Annotated in this window: 14 protein-coding genes; 12 read left to right on the forward strand and 2 right to left on the reverse strand. The window is 67.6% G+C overall.

Annotation, left to right across the window (positions count from 1 at the left end):
* Position 1 precedes the first annotated feature (1 nt).
* Genes MRBLWO13_RS06100 through MRBLWO13_RS06115 form a run of 4 tightly spaced genes read left to right on the forward strand, consistent with a single transcriptional unit; the run spans position 2 to position 3,513 of the window.
* A complete protein-coding gene (locus tag MRBLWO13_RS06100) occupies positions 2 to 619 on the forward strand; it encodes a nucleotide exchange factor GrpE (RefSeq protein ID WP_341977012.1) in 618 nt (205 codons plus the stop codon).
* A 6-nt stretch (positions 620 to 625) separates the two neighbouring features.
* Complete coding sequence (locus MRBLWO13_RS06105; RefSeq protein ID WP_341977014.1) at positions 626 to 1,609, forward strand: DnaJ C-terminal domain-containing protein; 984 nt, start codon at positions 626 to 628, stop codon at positions 1,607 to 1,609.
* A 47-nt stretch (positions 1,610 to 1,656) separates the two neighbouring features.
* Complete coding sequence (locus MRBLWO13_RS06110) at positions 1,657 to 2,121, forward strand: MerR family transcriptional regulator (RefSeq protein ID WP_341977016.1); 465 nt, start codon at positions 1,657 to 1,659, stop codon at positions 2,119 to 2,121.
* 18 nt (positions 2,122 to 2,139) lie between these two features.
* Complete coding sequence (locus MRBLWO13_RS06115; protein WP_341977018.1) at positions 2,140 to 3,513, forward strand: FAD-dependent oxidoreductase; 1,374 nt, start codon at positions 2,140 to 2,142, stop codon at positions 3,511 to 3,513.
* Here the strand turns inward: MRBLWO13_RS06115 and MRBLWO13_RS06120 are convergent.
* On the reverse strand, positions 3,478 to 4,161 hold the full coding sequence (locus MRBLWO13_RS06120) for a Pr6Pr family membrane protein (protein ID WP_341977020.1): 684 nt from the start codon (positions 4,159 to 4,161) through the stop codon (positions 3,478 to 3,480). The genes MRBLWO13_RS06115 and MRBLWO13_RS06120 overlap by 36 nt on opposite strands.
* A 242-nt stretch (positions 4,162 to 4,403) precedes the next feature.
* On the opposite strand from MRBLWO13_RS06120, the gene MRBLWO13_RS06125 reads away from it, so the two are divergent.
* From MRBLWO13_RS06125 to MRBLWO13_RS06135, 3 genes are all read left to right on the forward strand, one after another.
* A complete protein-coding gene (locus MRBLWO13_RS06125; protein ID WP_341977022.1) occupies positions 4,404 to 5,129 on the forward strand; it encodes a DNA-binding response regulator in 726 nt (241 codons plus the stop codon).
* Positions 5,130 to 5,246: 117 nt separating this feature from the next.
* Positions 5,247 to 5,687, forward strand: a complete 441-nt coding sequence (locus MRBLWO13_RS06130; RefSeq protein WP_341977024.1) for a DoxX family protein — start codon at positions 5,247 to 5,249, stop codon at positions 5,685 to 5,687.
* 80 nt (positions 5,688 to 5,767) lie between these two features.
* The gene (locus MRBLWO13_RS06135; RefSeq protein ID WP_341977026.1) at positions 5,768 to 6,790 is read left to right on the forward strand and encodes a LacI family DNA-binding transcriptional regulator; all 1,023 of its coding nucleotides are present in this window, start codon (positions 5,768 to 5,770) and stop codon (positions 6,788 to 6,790) included.
* A 30-nt stretch (positions 6,791 to 6,820) separates the two neighbouring features.
* On the opposite strand, the gene MRBLWO13_RS06140 is transcribed toward MRBLWO13_RS06135, so the two are convergent.
* Entirely contained in the window at positions 6,821 to 8,107 is a 1,287-nt protein-coding gene (locus MRBLWO13_RS06140; protein ID WP_341977028.1) for a glycosyl hydrolase, read from the reverse strand.
* Between the two features lie 158 nt (positions 8,108 to 8,265).
* On the opposite strand from MRBLWO13_RS06140, the gene MRBLWO13_RS06145 reads away from it, so the two are divergent.
* The 5 genes from MRBLWO13_RS06145 (at position 8,266) to MRBLWO13_RS06165 (ending at position 15,967) form a co-directional block, all read left to right on the forward strand.
* Positions 8,266 to 9,549 carry an extracellular solute-binding protein gene (locus MRBLWO13_RS06145; RefSeq protein ID WP_341977030.1) on the forward strand — a complete coding sequence of 428 codons (1,284 nt, stop codon included), beginning with the start codon at positions 8,266 to 8,268 and terminating at the stop codon, positions 9,547 to 9,549.
* Positions 9,550 to 9,584: 35 nt separating this feature from the next.
* The gene (locus MRBLWO13_RS06150; protein ID WP_341977032.1) at positions 9,585 to 10,538 is read left to right on the forward strand and encodes a sugar ABC transporter permease; all 954 of its coding nucleotides are present in this window, start codon (positions 9,585 to 9,587) and stop codon (positions 10,536 to 10,538) included.
* The gene (locus tag MRBLWO13_RS06155; protein WP_341977034.1) at positions 10,535 to 11,440 is read left to right on the forward strand and encodes a carbohydrate ABC transporter permease; all 906 of its coding nucleotides are present in this window, start codon (positions 10,535 to 10,537) and stop codon (positions 11,438 to 11,440) included. The genes MRBLWO13_RS06150 and MRBLWO13_RS06155 overlap by 4 nt, the downstream gene beginning before the upstream one ends.
* Complete coding sequence (locus MRBLWO13_RS06160) at positions 11,437 to 12,876, forward strand: family 20 glycosylhydrolase (protein ID WP_341977036.1); 1,440 nt, start codon at positions 11,437 to 11,439, stop codon at positions 12,874 to 12,876. Before MRBLWO13_RS06155 ends, MRBLWO13_RS06160 begins: the two co-directional genes overlap by 4 nt.
* A 100-nt stretch (positions 12,877 to 12,976) precedes the next feature.
* The gene (locus MRBLWO13_RS06165; RefSeq protein WP_341977037.1) at positions 12,977 to 15,967 is read left to right on the forward strand and encodes a glycoside hydrolase family 38 C-terminal domain-containing protein; all 2,991 of its coding nucleotides are present in this window, start codon (positions 12,977 to 12,979) and stop codon (positions 15,965 to 15,967) included.
* The last annotated feature ends 6 nt before the right edge of the window (positions 15,968 to 15,973 follow it).

Consider the following 15,973-nt stretch of genomic DNA (forward strand, 5'->3'; position numbering starts at 1 on the left):
CATGACGGACAAGAACTTCGACGACAACGCCGAGGTTCCCGGTGAGGGGTCGGATGCTCAGGCATCCGGCCCCGCGCCGCAGAACCCGGACTCCACCGAAGCGATGGGCGCCGAAGGCTCTGACGACGACCTCACGGTCGACGACATCCTGAACGCCGAGCAGACCGGTGAGGCCGCTGCGGAGGACGCGGTGCTGGCCGACCTCGAGTCGACCCTGCTGAACGACCTCAAGCGGCTGCAGGCCGAGTACGCGAACTACCGTCGCCGCACCGAAGAGCAGCGTCAGGTCGAGATCGAGCGCGCGAAGGGCGAGGCCGCCAAGGGTCTCATCCCCGTACTCGACGATCTCGATCGCGCAGCTCAGCACGGAGACCTCACCGACGGCACGCCGTTCTTCGCGATTGCGGAGAAGGTGCGCCTCGTCGCCGAGCGCATGGGCATGGTCTCCTACGGCGAGAAGGGCGAGGAGTTCGACCCCCAGCGCCACGAGGCGATCTTCCAGCAGCCGACCCCTGGCGCCGAGAAGACCACGGTGCTCGAGGTCGTCGAGGTGGGCTACCGTCTCGGTGACGTCGAGCTGCGCCCGGCGAAGGTCGTCGTCGCGGTGCCGGCCGAGTAGGCGCCGATGGCTAGCCAGGACTGGTTCGACAAGGACTTCTACAAGACCCTCGGGGTCTCGAAAGAGGTCACTGAGGCCGAACTGAAGAAGGCGTATCGCAAGCTCGCGCGCAAGTATCACCCGGATTCCAATCAGGGGGATGCGAAGGCCGAGGCGACGTTCAAGGAGATCAGCGAAGCGTACTCGGTGCTCTCCGATCCTGAGCAGCGCAAGGAGTACGACGAGATCCGCGCGATGGGCTCCGGCGCCCGCTTCACCGCAGGCGGCGCCGGCGCCGGCGGCTTCGAGGACGTGTTCAGCCGGTTCGGTCAGCAGGGGCGCGGCCAGTCGGCCGACTTCGAGGACATCTTCGCGATGTTCAACCAGGGCCAGGGCGCCTCCTTCGGAAACGGGCGGTTCGGGCAGACCTCGGGCGGCTTCCGCGGTTACGGCGGTCCGCAGCGCGGCGCCGACGTCACCGCACGGACCACCCTGGACTTCGCGACCGCGGTGCAGGGCGAGACGATCAGCCTGCAGGGTGAGGACGGCAAGCCGTTCAAGGTCAAGATCCCGGCCGGCGTCGCCGACGGTCAGAAGATCCGGCTGCGCGGGCGAGGCCGGCCATCGCCGGACGGCGGAGAGAACGGCGACATCGTGGTGCAGATCGCCGTGCGACCGCATCCGGTGTTCACGCGCGACGGGCTCAACCTCCGCATCACGGTGCCGGTGACCTTCACCGAGGCTGCGCTCGGCGCCACCATCGAGGTCCCCACGCTCGGCGGCGACGTCGTGAAGCTGCGCGTCGCGCCTGGCACCCCCTCCGGGCGGGTGCTGCGCGTCAAGGGCCGCGGCGTGGCGACGACGAAGGGCACGGGCGACCTGCTCGCCGAGCTGCAGGTCGCGGTGCCGACGCACCTCGATGAGGCCGCTCGCGAGGCGCTGCTCGCCTTCCAGGAGGCCGAGCCCAAGGAGAACCCGCGCACCGAGATGATGGCCAAGGCGCGACGATGAACATCGCGACGGCGACGACGGAACACCGGGGGCAGAGGTGAGGGATCATGGCTGAACGGCGCATGGATGCCGATACCCCGGTGTTCGCGATCGCCGTCGCAGCCGAGCTCGCGGGCATGCACCCGCAGACGCTGCGTCAGTACGACCGCATCGGCCTGGTCGTCCCCGGCCGCACCTCCGGCGGCTCCCGCCGCTACTCGACGCGCAACCTCGAACAGCTGCGTGAGGTCGCGCAGCTCTCCTCAGAGGGCATGAGCCTCCCCGCGATCGCGCGGGTGCTCGCCCTGGAGAACGAGAATCGGATGCTGCGTCGCCGCGTCGCCGAGCTCGAGAACGCGCTCCGCACCGAGCGCGAGAACCGTCCGGGCATGCGCGTGTTCGCGGCAGGATCGGCCGGCGTCACACCGATGCTCGGCGGCCGCCGCGTCCGTCGTTCCACCGAGGTGATGCTGTGGAGTCCGCGCGCACATCGCAACGCCGACGAGAGCGACGGAGATGAGCGGGCGCGATAGTGTGGCGACACGATGAGGATGACCCGTCGAACGCTGCTCGCCGGCGCCGGAGCCGGCGCCCTCTCCGTGCTGCTCGCTTCGTGCACACCGGGACCTGATCCGACACCCGGGCCGACGAAGACCACTGCGCCCACACCAGGGCCGACCCCGTCGAACGGCGTTCCGCTGCCGACCGGCGTCGTGCGAAGCGCGTGGTCGACCGATCCTTTCGCGCGCGGAGCTGCGAGCTACATGCCTGTGGGCGCGCAACCGGGAGTTCGGGAAACGCTGGCGGGCCCCGTCGGAGGTCGAATCTTCTTCGCGGGTGAGGCGACGAGTGCGGATGCTCCGGGCACGATGCGCGGTGCGCTCCGCTCCGGCCAGCGCGCCGCAGCCGAGCTGCTGGAGGTCGGCGGCGGAGGCGAGCGGATCGCGGTGATCGGTGCCGGGCTGGCCGGTGCCGGCGCCGCGGCGCGACTGCGGGACGTGGGTCTCGACGTCACCGTTCTGGAGGCTCGGCCTCGTGTCGGCGGCCGGGTCGAGTCGTGGTCCGACGATGCGTGGCCGGTGCCGGTGCAGTTCGGTGGATGGCTGCTCGACGGCGCGGACACGAACCTCCGTGGAGATCTGGAAGCATCCGGCATCCCGATCGCTGATCTCGTGCCGGCCGGATGGTTCTCCGCCGAGGGCGAGATCGAGCCCGTCGAGGTGCAGCCGGTGCGGTCGGCCCTCGACGCGGCGAGCAGTCTGCTCGCCGACGTCCCCCTCGCCGATGCCCTCTCGGAAGCCGGAGTGGACCCCGCCGATCCCGGTATCGCCGCGCTGCTCGCGTTCGTCGCTGCGACGTCAGGTGCTGACGCCGCCGAGGTGTCCGCGTGGTTCCCGCCCGCACTGATCAGCGGTGACCTCGCCGCACCGACCGGCGATGTCTCCGCGCTCTTCGACGGTCTGCTGGACGGGTCGCAGGTTCGGCTGTCCTCCCCGGTCAGTCACGTCGCCTACGACGACACCGGCGTCAGCCTCCGCCTCGGAACCGGGGAGTCGCTGTCGTTCGATCGCGTCATCGTCACGGTGCCGCTGGGCGTGCTGCAGCAACAGGCGATCGAGTTCGATCCTGCTCTGCCGCTCGCGCACCGAGGTGCGATCACCGCGCTCGCCATGGGCCACATCGAAACGGTGTGGCTGCAGTTCGAGGAGCCGTTCTGGGACGCCGAGGCGAGCATCTGGCACGTCGTCGGCGGCGAAGCGACGATCCGCACCTGGATCAACCTCTTCCCGACGACCGGCGAAGCCGTGCTGGTGGGCATCGTCGGCGGAGCGGCCGCCCAGGAGTTCGCGGCGCTCAAGCCGGATGAGGCGATCGCCGCCGCGGCCGAGTCACTCGGCTCCTTCGTGCGCGCGGACAGCCCCTGAGCGCATCCGCACGCTCCATGACCAGCTGAGCGGCCGTACTCGACTGATGATCACGAGCACGGTCGCGACGAGGGCGAAGATCGCCAGTGCGATGCCGGCGGTGACGACGAACTCCCCGAACCCGCTGACCTGCCGCGGGTCGAGGAAGTAGTACGGGTACCAGCCGATGAGCGGGCCCCGCCACATCGTCACCGCACCCCACAGCAGCGGATACGCCAGTGAAGCCGGAACCACCCACCACGGCACCCGGCGGTGGCCGGGGGTCAAGATCCACGCGAGCGCCGTGCAAGCGGGCAGCCAGAAATGCATCAGCTGGTCCGACCAGGGGACGTCGACGCGGATGCCGCGGACCCCCGCCTGCCAGACGATCAGGGCGAAGGCGAGACCGGCTGTGATCGTCCACGTGAGCACCATCGCGAGGGCGACGGTGAGCCACCGAGGATCGGCCGGGCGGCGGTAGGCGATGACGCCGGCGACGATGAACAGCAGGACGAATGCGCAATTCGACTGGACGGTCAGGTAGGCGAAGAAGTTCTGCCCTGCGATCGTCTGCGAGCTGAGACCCCATGCCAGTCGATGGATCAGCGCGGCCAGGCACACCGCCGCCGCGGCGAGACGGGTCAGCGCAAAGGTACTTCGTGCCGTCACCGTCCTGTTGCCTCCTGTCGCGTCGCGGCTCTCGCGCTCTCTGGCGAGTCTACGGAGCGTTCACCCGCCGGATTCGACGGGGTCACCGTCGAATCGGCAGCGCACGCGTCACTATTCGCAGGGAACGCACACCTTCTCTGTATGACGGATCTTCCTCGGCGCGCAACGACGGCTGACAGCACGAGAACTTCTCGGGCATCGGGCGACGCGCGGTGCTGAGCACGCCCGCGGATGCACACCGTATGCGTCGCGCCTTGATCGTCGATGAGTTCGTCATACAGCGCGCCCGCATCGAACAGCTGCTGACGGGGATCGCGGGCCTGGAAGTCGTCGGAGTCTGCAACACGATCCGCGAGTTCGTGGAGTGGCTGCGTCATACCGAGAGGACGCGATGGCCGCATCTGCTCGTTCTCGGGATCCCGTTCGATTCCTGGTCGCCGAACGACATCTCGGCACTCACAGCCTTGCGAGAGGCGGGCATCCGTGTCCTCGCCCTCACGACACCGACCGCGCGGATGACAGCGCGTCGTGTCGCCGACGCCGGCGCTGAGGGGTTCATAACCACCGCCGATTCGGAAGACGACCTCGTCGCTGCTGCCGAGATCGTGCTGAGGGGAGGAACGATCATGACCGCGCGCGCACACGCCATCATCCGTGTCGCATCCGAGGGCACGCGTCTGAGCGCGCAAGAGGCACGGGTGCTCGCGCTCTATGCGGGTGGTCTGACCATCGGTCGAGCGGCTGATGTCATGGGCATACGCCACGACACGGCGCGAAAGTACCTGAACCGCGTCCGCGACAAATTCACGTCCGCGGGTCGCCCGGCCCGATCGAAGCTCGAACTCGCGCAGATCGCGTGGGCCGACGGCTACGCCGAGCCCTCGCTGCGACAAGGACCCGGCATCCAACAACACCTTGTGTCGACGCGAATGCCGAAAAGCGGAGGCCGGTCTGCCGATTCCGTGTGACGACGAAACACGGCGACACCTATTCAGCGGAATGAAAAGTGAAGTTCCTACGGTGAGAGCAGGGAACCTCCCTGCTCCGCGCTTGGCGCGTGTCCTGCCACGAAGGAACCACTCCTCATGACGAACACCTCCGCCCCCTCCGCTGCTGCGTCGCTGGGACTTCTCGTCCTCCGCGTCGTGGTCGGCGCCATCTTCATCGCCCACGGTGCCCAGAAGATCTTCGTATTCACCCTCCCCGGCACGATCGAGAGCTTCACCGCGATGGGCGTACCACTGCCCGCCATCGCCGCGACTGTCGTCGCCTTCGTCGAGTTCGGCGGGGGCATCCTCCTCGTGCTCGGCTTCTTCACCCGCCTGGTCGGGATCCTCCTGGCGATCAACATGGTCGTCGCGCTCGTCCTCGTGCACCTTCCCGCCGGACTCTGGGTCGGCAACGGAGGCTACGAGTTCGTGGCCGTGCTCGGAGCCGCCGCTCTGGCACTGGCGCTCATCGGTGCCGGCCGGCTCTCGCTCGACAGGGCGCTGCTCCGCGGGCGCGTTCCCGCCTGGCTGACCTGATCGCGCAGCGCGCATGAAGGAAGCAGGGGATCGGCGTCGAGCCGGTCCCCTGCTTCGTCCCCGATAGCTACAGTTGGGGAATGTCCAAACCGAAGCGCGTGACCATCACGGATATCGCGCGTCTGGCCGGGGTGTCGCCGGGTGCGGTGTCCTTCGCTCTGAACGGTCGCCCCGGGGTCAGCGAGCAGACGCGGCAGCGCATCCTCGAGATCGCCGAGGCGCACCAATGGCTGCCGAGCTCGGCGGCACGAGCGCTGGTCGGTTCGCGAGCCGGGGTCATCGGCTTCGCCGTGAACCGCTCGGCAGGGACCCTCGGGGCCGAGGCCTTCTTCACCGACCTCATCGCGGGTGTGCAATCGGCGCTCGCCGAGAACCGCATCGCGATGCAGATGGTGCTCGTCGCCTCGATCGAGGAAGAGGTGGCGACCTACCGCCGCTGGAGCAGTGCCAATCAGGTCGACGGCGTGATCGTGATCGATCCGCGAGACGACGACCCGCGTCTCACTGTGCTCCGCGATCTCGCCCTACCGGCCGTCGTCATCGGAAGCCATGCGTCCGATGACGCCCATCCGGCGTCGATCTGGCTGGACGACAGCCAGGTCGCACACGCCCTCTTCGACTACCTGGTCGCGCTCAGGCACCGTTCGATCGTGTACGTCGCGGGTCCGGCCGAGTTCCAGCACACCCGGATGCGCACCGAGGTGCTCCTGGGCCAGCAGGATCGCGGCGTGGTCGGAGAAGTGATCGCCACCGACTTCTCGCCGGGCGAGGCATCGACCGCGATGCGCCGCCTGCTCAGCCGTCGGGAGCGGCCGTCGGCGGTCGTCTTCGACAACGACGTCATGGCGATCGCCGGCATGCGGGTCGCGCAGGAGATGCGGATCTCGGTGCCGGACGAGCTCTCCATCGCATCGTTCGACGATTCCGTCGTGGCGGGGCTCGTGCACCCGTCGATCACCTGCATCACCCGCGACACCTTCGGCCTCGGCGCGGATGCCGCCGAATTCCTGCTCGATCAGATCGACTCGGCCGAGATCCTTCCCGATCGGATCGGGCCTCTGCCAAGCCTCACCGTGCGCGAGAGCACCGCGGCGCCGCGCTGACCCTGCTCGCGACCGGACCCGGCCGGATGCTCAGACGACGGTGTTCTGCGACGTGTAGTCCTCGCCGCTGAGCGCGGGGCGGACGAGCTCGGTGATGCCGCGTGCCGCGAGCACCTCGGGCTTGTCGGCATCCAGCGACGTGACGATGGCCGGGTCGACGCCGGCCGTGCAGGCATCCACCCACGCCTGGAAGATCGAACCGCCAGGGCTCATCGCCGCGCGACTGATCGGCGTCTCGTTCTCATCGACCTCGACGACGATGCCGAGCGGACGGGGCGGCGCGGGCTGCCGTTCGCGCAGTTCGGGGATGATCTCGGCGAAGCGACGGCCGATCGGCTTCGCCGCGCCGTCCTGATCGACGAGGCCGAGCGTGTACTCCAGCTCCGGGAAGTCGGCCAGGGATCGGCTGACGTCGTGGGAGCACCACCAGGTGACGCCCCAGAGATTCTCGGTGCGGGCTGCCGAGCGCACGGTGGCCTCGAGGAAGTCCGGCGTCTCTTCGGGCGTCAGGCAGTTCGAAGGGGCGCCGACCTCTTGCAGCCAGATCGCGCGATCGGGATCGGTGGCGAAGCCCCGCGCCAGCTCGATCATGTACTCGGCATGCCGATCCGACGCCACCGAGCGTCCGCCGTAGCGCTGCGCTGTGCCGTTGAAGATCCACGAGTGCACCGTGCTCATCGCGCCGAGGCGCGAGGCGAGTGCCGGCGTGAAGCCGTGCCCGTCCATGTACCAGGCGGCGTCGTATTCGCTGTGCACGTGCTGCTGTGCGGGCGCGGCCTTCTGCGCCGCATCCAGAAGCGTCGTGATCCAGTTCGCGGCCTCGGCCTCGGTGACCGGCCACGGAGACGGGTGCGTCTTCGCCGAGAACTGGTTCGTCTCGTTGCCGAGAGTGAAACCGAGGAAGTTCCCGGCGTCCCCGAGCCGTGCGCCCAGCCGCTCGACGAGGGCGACCTGCCCGCTGAGGGCGTCGGGGTGCGTGAACATGTTCTTGTCGTGCCAGGTGAACAACCAGGACGGGACGAAGTCGAAGCTCGAGAGGTGACCCTGGATGACATCGACGCTCGCGTCGAGTCCGAACTCCGCGGCGATGTCGACCACGGCACGGACGTCCTCGACGGCTTCGGCGCGGACCAGCGTGCGGTTCGGCTGCAGGACCGTCCACAGCGGGAAGATCCGCACGTGGTCGAGGCCCAGGTCGGCGAGGGCGGCGAAGTCGCGACGCACCTCATCGAGATCCAGCGACATCCACGCGTGCATCCACTCGGAGCGTGGCGTGTAGTTCGCGCCGAAGCGCAGTGGGGCGATCGCGGTCGACATGGCGATCCTTTCGTGGAGTCTGGTGCCGGTCGGCGGCGACGGTGTGGGCGAATCGGCGGTGCTTATGGCATGCTATGGTCACTATATCGTTTTAGTAGAGGCTGTGATGGCGACTCGGACGAGGCGCAGCGGCCGGACCACTTCGAAGGAGAACGTCCATGAAGATTCGTACGACGGCCGCCGCGGGCATTGCGGTTGCGGCATCCCTCGTTCTCGCCGGATGCACCGGAGGCGCTCCGGCGCCTGCGGGCGGCGATGGTGAGATCAAGGGTGAGATCGACTTCCAGACCTGGTCTCTGAAGAACGACAAGTTCACTCCCTACTTCGAGGACGTCATCGACGCGTTCGAGAAGGAGAACCCCGGCACGACGGTGAACTGGATCGACCAGCCGGCCGACGGCTACGAGGACAAGATCCTGCAGCAGGCCGAATCCGGCGAGCTGCCCGACGTCATCAACCTTCCGCCGGAGTACGCGTACGCTCTCGCCGAGGCCGGACAGCTGCTCGACCTCGGCGGCGCATCCGACGTGATCGACGACTACGTCGACGGCGGTGTCGCGGCGTACACCTACGACGGCATCGACGGTTCGTTCGGGTTCCCGTGGTACCTGGGCACCGAGCTCAACTACTGGAACAAGGCGCTGCTCGCGAAGGGCGGCGTCGACGCGACGCCGACTACTTTCGAGGAGACCCTCGATGCTGCCGAGAAGCTCGCCGCAGTCGGCATCCAGACGATCTCGGATGTGCCGAGCCCGAAGTCGCTGCAGATCATGGTCACCGATGGCGGAGGCACTCAGAGCGTCTACAAGGACGGGGAGTTCGGCTTCGACACTCCCGAGGCTGAGGCGATCATCGAGCGCTATGCCGAGCTCTACAAGGCGGGAGCGATCTCGCCGGAGGCCCTGCAGAACGCCGGCACTGCGAACGCCAACATCAACAACTTCAACAAGGGCACCGTCGCTTGGGCGACCGCCGGGCCGAACTACATCGACAAGGACATCGCCGTGAACGCGCCGACGCTCCTGCCTGACGTCGACGTCACCAACGGCTTCGGCAACCCGCCGCTGTTCGTGCAGGGGATCAGCGTGTCGGCGAACTCCACCAACTCCGCAACAGCCCTTGCCTTCGCCGAGTTCCTCACGAACACCTCGAACCAGATCGAGTTCGTCAAGCTCGCCACCGGCTTCTTCCCCGGAACCAAGGCGGCGAATGAGGACCCCTCTGCGTTCGCTGAGACGGCTCAGAACGAGATGCAGGCCGTCGCGAACGAGCTCGCCGCCTCGCAGATGAACGACGCTCAGCTCATCGGCGCCCCGCAGTTCACTGAGGCGATGGAGACCTTCGCCAAACAGCAGATCGCCCTGGCGGTCAAGGGTGAGATCTCCGCCAAGGAGGCGCTGCAGAAGTCCGTCGAGTACGCGGAGCAGAACGTCGTCGGCTGATCCGACGACGACGAACGAAGGGGCCGGGACTCACCATGAGACATCAACGCTGGTACACGCCGTATCTGCTCATCCTCCCCGGTGTGATCTGGGTATTCGTGTTCGCCCTGTGGCCGTTCGTGAACACGATCGGACTCGCGTTCACGGATGCCCGGCCCCTTCGTCCCGCGGAGTTCGTCGGGCTCGCGAACTTTGCGAAGCTGTTCGAGGATGAGCGATTCGCGTACGCGCTGACGACGTCGCTGGTCTACGTCGTCGTGTGCGTGCCACTGCTCACCTTCATCCCGCTCCTGCTGGCGCTGCTGGTGCACGCCAAGATCCCGGCGATCGGGTTCTTCCGCACGACGTTCTACTTCCCGGTGATCGCCTCAGCGGTCGTCGTCGCGATCGTGTGGGAGTTCCTCTTCTCGGGCAGTGGAACCGTCAACTCGGCGCTGAGCTTCTTCGGCCTCATTGATCGACCGATCGAGTTCCTCTCCGATCGCTGGCTGCTGATCGGATGTGCGATCGGGCTGACGGTCTGGAAGGGCCTGGGTTACTACATGGTGGTCTACCTCGCCGCCCTCGGGAATGTCGGCCGCGAGCTGCACGAGGCAGCCGCGATGGACGGGGCAGGGCGGTGGCGCCGGTTCTGGTCGGTCACTGTTCCCGGCGTGCGCGGGCCGATGATGCTCGTCTCCGTGCTGGTATGCGTCGGCGCGATGCGGGTCTTCACGGAGCTCTACGTGCTCTCCAACGGTTCCGGCGGTCCCGGCGGTAGGGCCATGAGCATGGTGATGCTCATCCAATCGATGGGCAAGGGGCTCAACGGGCAGGTGGGCTATGCATCTGCGATCTCGCTCGTGCTGTTCCTGTTCACGCTGGTGCCGCTGGCGATCGTCGGCATCCTGAACAACAGTGATGCGATCAAAGAAGCGCTGTCGTCCAGGCGGGCAGGGAAGGCCGCGAAGGCCGCTCGCCTCTCGGTCGCAGAGGGAGCCGTCCGATGAGCGTCACGAAGGCCGCCGGCGACGTGAAGCTGCCGAGGGACAAGCCGTACCGCACGCGGGGCTCCGCCGACATCATGAAGCCGTCGCTTCCCGGGCTCATCGGCAAGTACGCGTTGCTGCTCGTCGTGCTCGCCGTCATGGTGTTCCCGTTCCTCTGGCAGATGTCGACCTCTTTCAAGGGCGCGACGGAGAACATCTACGACTTCCCACCATCGCTGATCCCGACGGCTCCCACTCTGGACAACTACGCCGAGGTGTTCCGCACCATTCCGGTGCTCGACTACGCGTGGCACTCCCTGCTCGTCGGCGTCGGAACCGTGATCACCAACGTCGTCTTCGCGACGATCGGCGGCTATGCGCTGGGCACCATGAAGTTCCGATTCAAATGGGTCTTCCTGGCGATCTTCTTCTCGACGCTGCTGCTTCCCGGCGAGGTCACGCTGACCAGCCAGTACCTCACGGTGAAGTCGCTCGGGCTCGCCAACACCCTCTGGGGCGTGTTCCTGCCCGGTGCGATCGCGGCGATCAACATCCTGCTGATGATGGCGGCCTGCCGGATGATCCCGGCGGACACCCTGGCCGCGGCCACGATCGACGGCGCCAACACGATGCAGCGACTGCGCCACATCGTCTGGCCGAACGTGCGTGGCATGGTGTCCGTCGTTGCGCTGTTCGCCTTCATCGGCGCATGGGACGACTTCCTGTGGCCGCTGGTCGTGCTCTCGGATCCGGCGAACTACACCCTCACCGTCGGCATGCAGTATCTCAGCTCGAACTTCGCCGCCAATCCTCGAGTGATCGCGGCAGGAACGATGATCGCTCTGGTGCCGATCATCGTGCTGTTCGCGGTGCTGCAGAAGCAGTTCTTCAAGGGCGTCGAGGAAGGAAGCGTCAAGGGATGACGGATCCGACGGATGCCGAGGCGGGCGGTCTTGAATGGCTCGCCCTCCCGCAGCCGACGACAGCCGCTCTGACCGGAGGGGAATGGCGGCCCTCGTCGGTCCTCGTCGCCACCGACGTTCCGGAGTTCGCCGCGGAGGCGGCACGTCTGGAGCGCGAACTCGCGGCGCTCGGTATTCCGCGGGGCGACGGCGCAGTCATCCGACTGCGCACAGGCGAGCCCATCGGTGAGGCGTTCCGGCTCACCGTTGGCGACGACGTCGAGGTTGTCGCGGGGGCCCCGGTCGGGGTGTTCCGAGCGACGCGCCAGCTGCTGCACAACCTGCGCGCCCAGGGTGCTGTGCCGCAGGGTCGTGTGCAATCGGCGCCGGCGGTCGAGGAGCGGGGCTTCCACCTCGACGCGGCGCGGAAGTACTTTCCAGCGGACTGGATGGTCGACCTGCTGCATGCCCTCGCGGATGTGGGGATCAACAGCTTCCAGTGGCATCTCTCCGAGAACGAGGGCTTCAGGATCGGCTCCGACGCCTTCCCGGAGATCGTGTCGGCGCAGCATGCCACGCGCGACGAGGCGCGGCGGGTGGCGGACGCTGCCGCTGACCTCCACATCGATCTCGTGCCATCGCTCGACATGCCAGGGCATCTCCGGCATGCCCTGGCCGCGCACCCGGAGTTCCGGTTGGCGGCCGCAGGTGGACTCGAGACCGACCACGCGCTGGATATCGCCAACGAGGATGCGGTGCGTTTCGCCCAGGCGCTGATCGACGACATCGCCCCGCTCTTCCCGCGCAGTACCAGCTGGAACCTCGGTGGCGACGAGTTCGTCGACTTCGCCCGGATCCACGAGTATCCGGCTCTGGTGACGGCCGCGCGCGAGCGGTATGGGGCGGACGCCACCGGGTTCGATCTGCTCACCGTGTTCGTGAATCGCATCAGCGCGCATCTGCGCTCGCGCGGGTTCGATCCTCGCGTGTGGAATGACGGGATGCTGCGCAGCAGCGCCGTGGAACTCGACCGTGAGACCGTCCTCACGTGGTGGACGAACTGGCACGCTGAGATGCGACCGCTCGCGGACGCCATCGCTTCCTCGCACGGGCTCGTGAACTTCAACGATTCCCTCTTCTACTACGTGCTCGGTGAGAAGGCCGGGTACGAGTATCCGACGAGCGAACGGATCTGGGGCGCCGACTGGCATCCGGGGCTCTTCCCGTCCCTTCCCGGTGGCGTGGTGCAGGAGATCCCCGCTCCGTACCCTGCGCAGCTGATCGGGGTGGCCTTCTCGGTCTGGTCCGATGCCGAGGAGGCGCAGACGCCGCAGGAGGTCGCCGCAGGCATCCGCCGGCCCCTCCGTGCGATGGCCGAGCGGGCGTGGAATGGCGGGAGTAGTGTGACGCACGACGCATTTTGCACAATCGATGTGCAAATTGGTCTTTACGCGTGACTCGACGACTTCCGGCGGGTAGCGTCGACCGCGACGCACTGTCCTAGACTCATCTACTAGATCGTTTTAGTTACCGTCCAGCTCGGAGACCGAATCACACATGCATGACGACACCTCGCTCACAGTCGGCCGCGTCAAGCGAGTGCTCGACGAGCGCATCCGCCCGGCCATCCACTCGGCATCGACGCCGCTGACGGTCGAGATCCACGAGCTGCCCGGCGAGCCGATCAGTCCCGTCGACGGCCTCGCGCTCGACTTCGCGCCGACGACGGTGCCGGCACAGTGGGGACCGGCCTGGGGGACGACGTGGTTCAGGCTCACCGGTCGGGTGCCCGCAGAATGGGCCGGACGCCGGGTCGAAGCGGTCATCGACCTCGGCTTCGACATCAACATGCCCGGCTTCCAGTGCGAGGCGCTCGTCTACCGGGCCGACGGGACACCGGTGAAGAGCATCAATCCGCGCAACCAGTGGCTTCCGGTCGCCGCGGACGCGCACGGTGACGAGCCGGTCGAGCTGTACCTCGAGGCGGCGGCCAACCCGGTGCTCCTCGATTACCACCCCTTCCTGCCGACGCAGGAGGGTGACATCCTCACCTCATCGCCCGAGCCGCTCTACCGCACCCGGCGCATGGACCTCGCGGTCTTCGAGCAGGATGTCTTCGAGCTCTCCCTCGACCTCGAGGTGCTCTTCGAGCTGCAGGCCGAGCTGCCGCCGACCTCGCCCCGCCGGATGCAGATCCTGCAGGCGATGGACGACGCCCTCGACGTGCTCGACCTGCAGCGCATCGCCGCGACGGCATCCGACGCGCGGGCGAAGCTCGAAGGTGTGCTTGCCGCCCCGGCCGAAGCAAGCGCCCACCGCATCTCGGCGATCGGCCACGCGCACATCGACTCCGCTTGGCTGTGGCCGGTGCGCGAGACGATCCGCAAGGTCGCCCGTACATCGTCGTCGATGACGGCGCTGCTCGAGGAGCAGCCGGAGTTCCAGTACGGCATGTCGAGCGCACAGCAGTACGCCTGGCTCAAGGAGCATCGACCCGAGGTGTTCGAGCGGGTCAAGGCCGCCGTGGCCGAAGGTCGGTTCCTGCCGCTCGGTGGCATGTGGGTCGAGTCCGACACGGTGATGCCGACGGGGGAGTCGCTGGTGCGCCAGTTCTCGTACGGCCAGCGCTTCTTCGAGCGCGAGTTCGGGATCCGCTCCAAGGGCGTCTGGCTGCCCGACAGCTTCGGCTACTCGCCGGCGCTGCCGCAGCTGATGCGCCGGGCCGGATTCGAATGGTTCTTCACGCAGAAGATCTCCTGGAACCAGCAGAACGTCTTCCCGCACCACACGTTCCTGTGGGAGGGCATCGACGGTTCGCAGATGTTCACGCACTTCCCGTCGATGGACACCTACAACTCGCAGCTGAGCGGCATGGAGGTCGCCAAGGCGTCGCGCCAGTTCAAGGAGAACCGGCTCTCGTCGCGCTCGATCGCCCCGGTGGGCTGGGGTGACGGCGGTGGCGGCACGACGCGGGAGATGACCGGACGCGCACGGCGCCTCAAGGACCTCGAGGGCAGTGCGCGGGTGGAGTGGGAGCACCCCGACACGTTCTTCGACGCGGCGAAGGCGGAGCTGCCGCATCCGGCCGTCTGGGTCGGCGAGCTGTATCTCGAGCTGCATCGCGGAACCCTCACCAGCCAGCACGGCACGAAGTCGCGCCACCGCTGGGCCGAGCACGCGCTCGTCGAGGCCGAGCTATGGGCGGCGACGGATGCCGTCCGCACCGGCGCCGCGTACCCCGCGGCCGAGTTCGACACGCTGTGGGAGCAGGTGCTGCTGCACGAGTTCCACGACATCCTTCCCGGCACCTCGATCGCCTGGGTGCACCGCGAGGCCGTCACCGTGCTCGAGGACGTCATCGCCAGGGCGCGCGCCATCTCGGATGCGGCCCGTCGCTCGCTCGCGGGGGAGGGCGAGCGCGAGCTCGTCTTCTCGCCGTTCTCCGTCGCGGGGCCGGCACCGCTGGGCGCGGCCGTCGCACTTCCGGTCACGGACCGGGTGGCCGTCGACGACAGTGGTGACGGCATCCTGCTCGAGAACGCGCTCGTGCGTGTGCGGATCTCGGACGAGGGGCTCATCGTCTCGGCCGTCGATCTCGCATCCGGCCGCGATGCCGTGGCATCCGGTCGCGAGGCGAACCTGCTGCAGCTGCACCAGGACTTCCCGAACATGTGGGATGCCTGGGACATCGACCGGTACTACCGCAACAGCGTGACCGACCTGCGCGATGTCACGTCGTTGACGGCACGGCTGACGGATGCCGGCGCCGAGGTCGTGATCGTGCGCGAGTTCTCGCAGTCGACGATCACTCAGACGCTCACGCTCGCACCGGATTCGCGGACCGTGAAGATCGTGAACGACATCGATTGGCGGGAGACCGAGAAGCTGCTCAAGCTCGCCTTCCCCCTCGATGTGCAGGCCACGCACTCCGAGGCCGAGACGCAGTTCGGTTACCAGGCTCGCGTCACGCACACGAACACGAGCTGGGAGGCGGCGAAGTTCGAGACCTCGATGCACCGTTTCGTGCTGGTGCGCGAGGCCGACTTCGGCGTCGCGCTCGTGAACGACTCGATCTACGGCTACGACACCTCGCGTGAGGTCTCGGATGACGCGGTCACGACGACGGTGCGCCTGTCGCTGCTGCGTGCGCCGCGGTTCCCGGACCCCGACACCGACCACGGCAGGCACATCATCACGACGGGCCTGGTCATCGGCGCCGGTCCCGCCGAGGCGACGCGCGCCGGCATCGAGCTGAACGCGCCCGCCGCGGTGCTGCGGGGCGCACGCGATGTCGCACCGCTCGTCTCCGTGCAGGGCGGCGGCATCGTCGTGTCTGGTGTGAAGATGGCCGACGACGGGTCCGGCGACGTGATCGTGCGCGTGTACGAGTCGCTCGGACGACGGGTGTCCGGGGCAATGGCCGTCGACTTCGAGCATCGTGAGGTGCGCGAGATCTCACTGATCGAGGATGCACTCGACGACGCCCGCGTCGGCACCGAGCTGCACCTGCGTCCGTTCGAGGTGCGCACGCTCCGCATCGTGCGCTGAGGTCGG

The sequence above is a fragment of the Microbacterium sp. LWO13-1.2 genome, assembly GCF_038397725.1.
GTDB lineage: Bacteria > Actinomycetota > Actinomycetes > Actinomycetales > Microbacteriaceae > Microbacterium.

Excerpts from the sequence above, each read along its gene's own strand:
- MRBLWO13_RS06100 (WP_341977012.1), top strand. The coding sequence starts at position 2 with ATGACGGACAAGAACTTCGACGACAACGCCGAGGTTCCCGGTGAGGGG.
- MRBLWO13_RS06105 (WP_341977014.1), top strand. The coding sequence starts at position 626 with ATGGCTAGCCAGGACTGGTTCGACAAGGACTTCTACAAGACCCTCGGG.
- MRBLWO13_RS06110 (WP_341977016.1), top strand. The coding sequence starts at position 1,657 with ATGGCTGAACGGCGCATGGATGCCGATACCCCGGTGTTCGCGATCGCC.
- MRBLWO13_RS06115 (WP_341977018.1), top strand. The coding sequence starts at position 2,140 with ATGACCCGTCGAACGCTGCTCGCCGGCGCCGGAGCCGGCGCCCTCTCC.
- MRBLWO13_RS06125 (WP_341977022.1), top strand. The coding sequence starts at position 4,404 with ATGCGTCGCGCCTTGATCGTCGATGAGTTCGTCATACAGCGCGCCCGC.
- MRBLWO13_RS06130 (WP_341977024.1), top strand. The coding sequence starts at position 5,247 with ATGACGAACACCTCCGCCCCCTCCGCTGCTGCGTCGCTGGGACTTCTC.
- MRBLWO13_RS06135 (WP_341977026.1), top strand. The coding sequence starts at position 5,768 with ATGTCCAAACCGAAGCGCGTGACCATCACGGATATCGCGCGTCTGGCC.
- MRBLWO13_RS06140 (WP_341977028.1), bottom strand. The coding sequence starts at position 8,107 with ATGTCGACCGCGATCGCCCCACTGCGCTTCGGCGCGAACTACACGCCA.
- MRBLWO13_RS06145 (WP_341977030.1), top strand. The coding sequence starts at position 8,266 with ATGAAGATTCGTACGACGGCCGCCGCGGGCATTGCGGTTGCGGCATCC.
- MRBLWO13_RS06150 (WP_341977032.1), top strand. The coding sequence starts at position 9,585 with ATGAGACATCAACGCTGGTACACGCCGTATCTGCTCATCCTCCCCGGT.
- MRBLWO13_RS06155 (WP_341977034.1), top strand. The coding sequence starts at position 10,535 with ATGAGCGTCACGAAGGCCGCCGGCGACGTGAAGCTGCCGAGGGACAAG.
- MRBLWO13_RS06160 (WP_341977036.1), top strand. The coding sequence starts at position 11,437 with ATGACGGATCCGACGGATGCCGAGGCGGGCGGTCTTGAATGGCTCGCC.
- MRBLWO13_RS06165 (WP_341977037.1), top strand. The coding sequence starts at position 12,977 with ATGCATGACGACACCTCGCTCACAGTCGGCCGCGTCAAGCGAGTGCTC.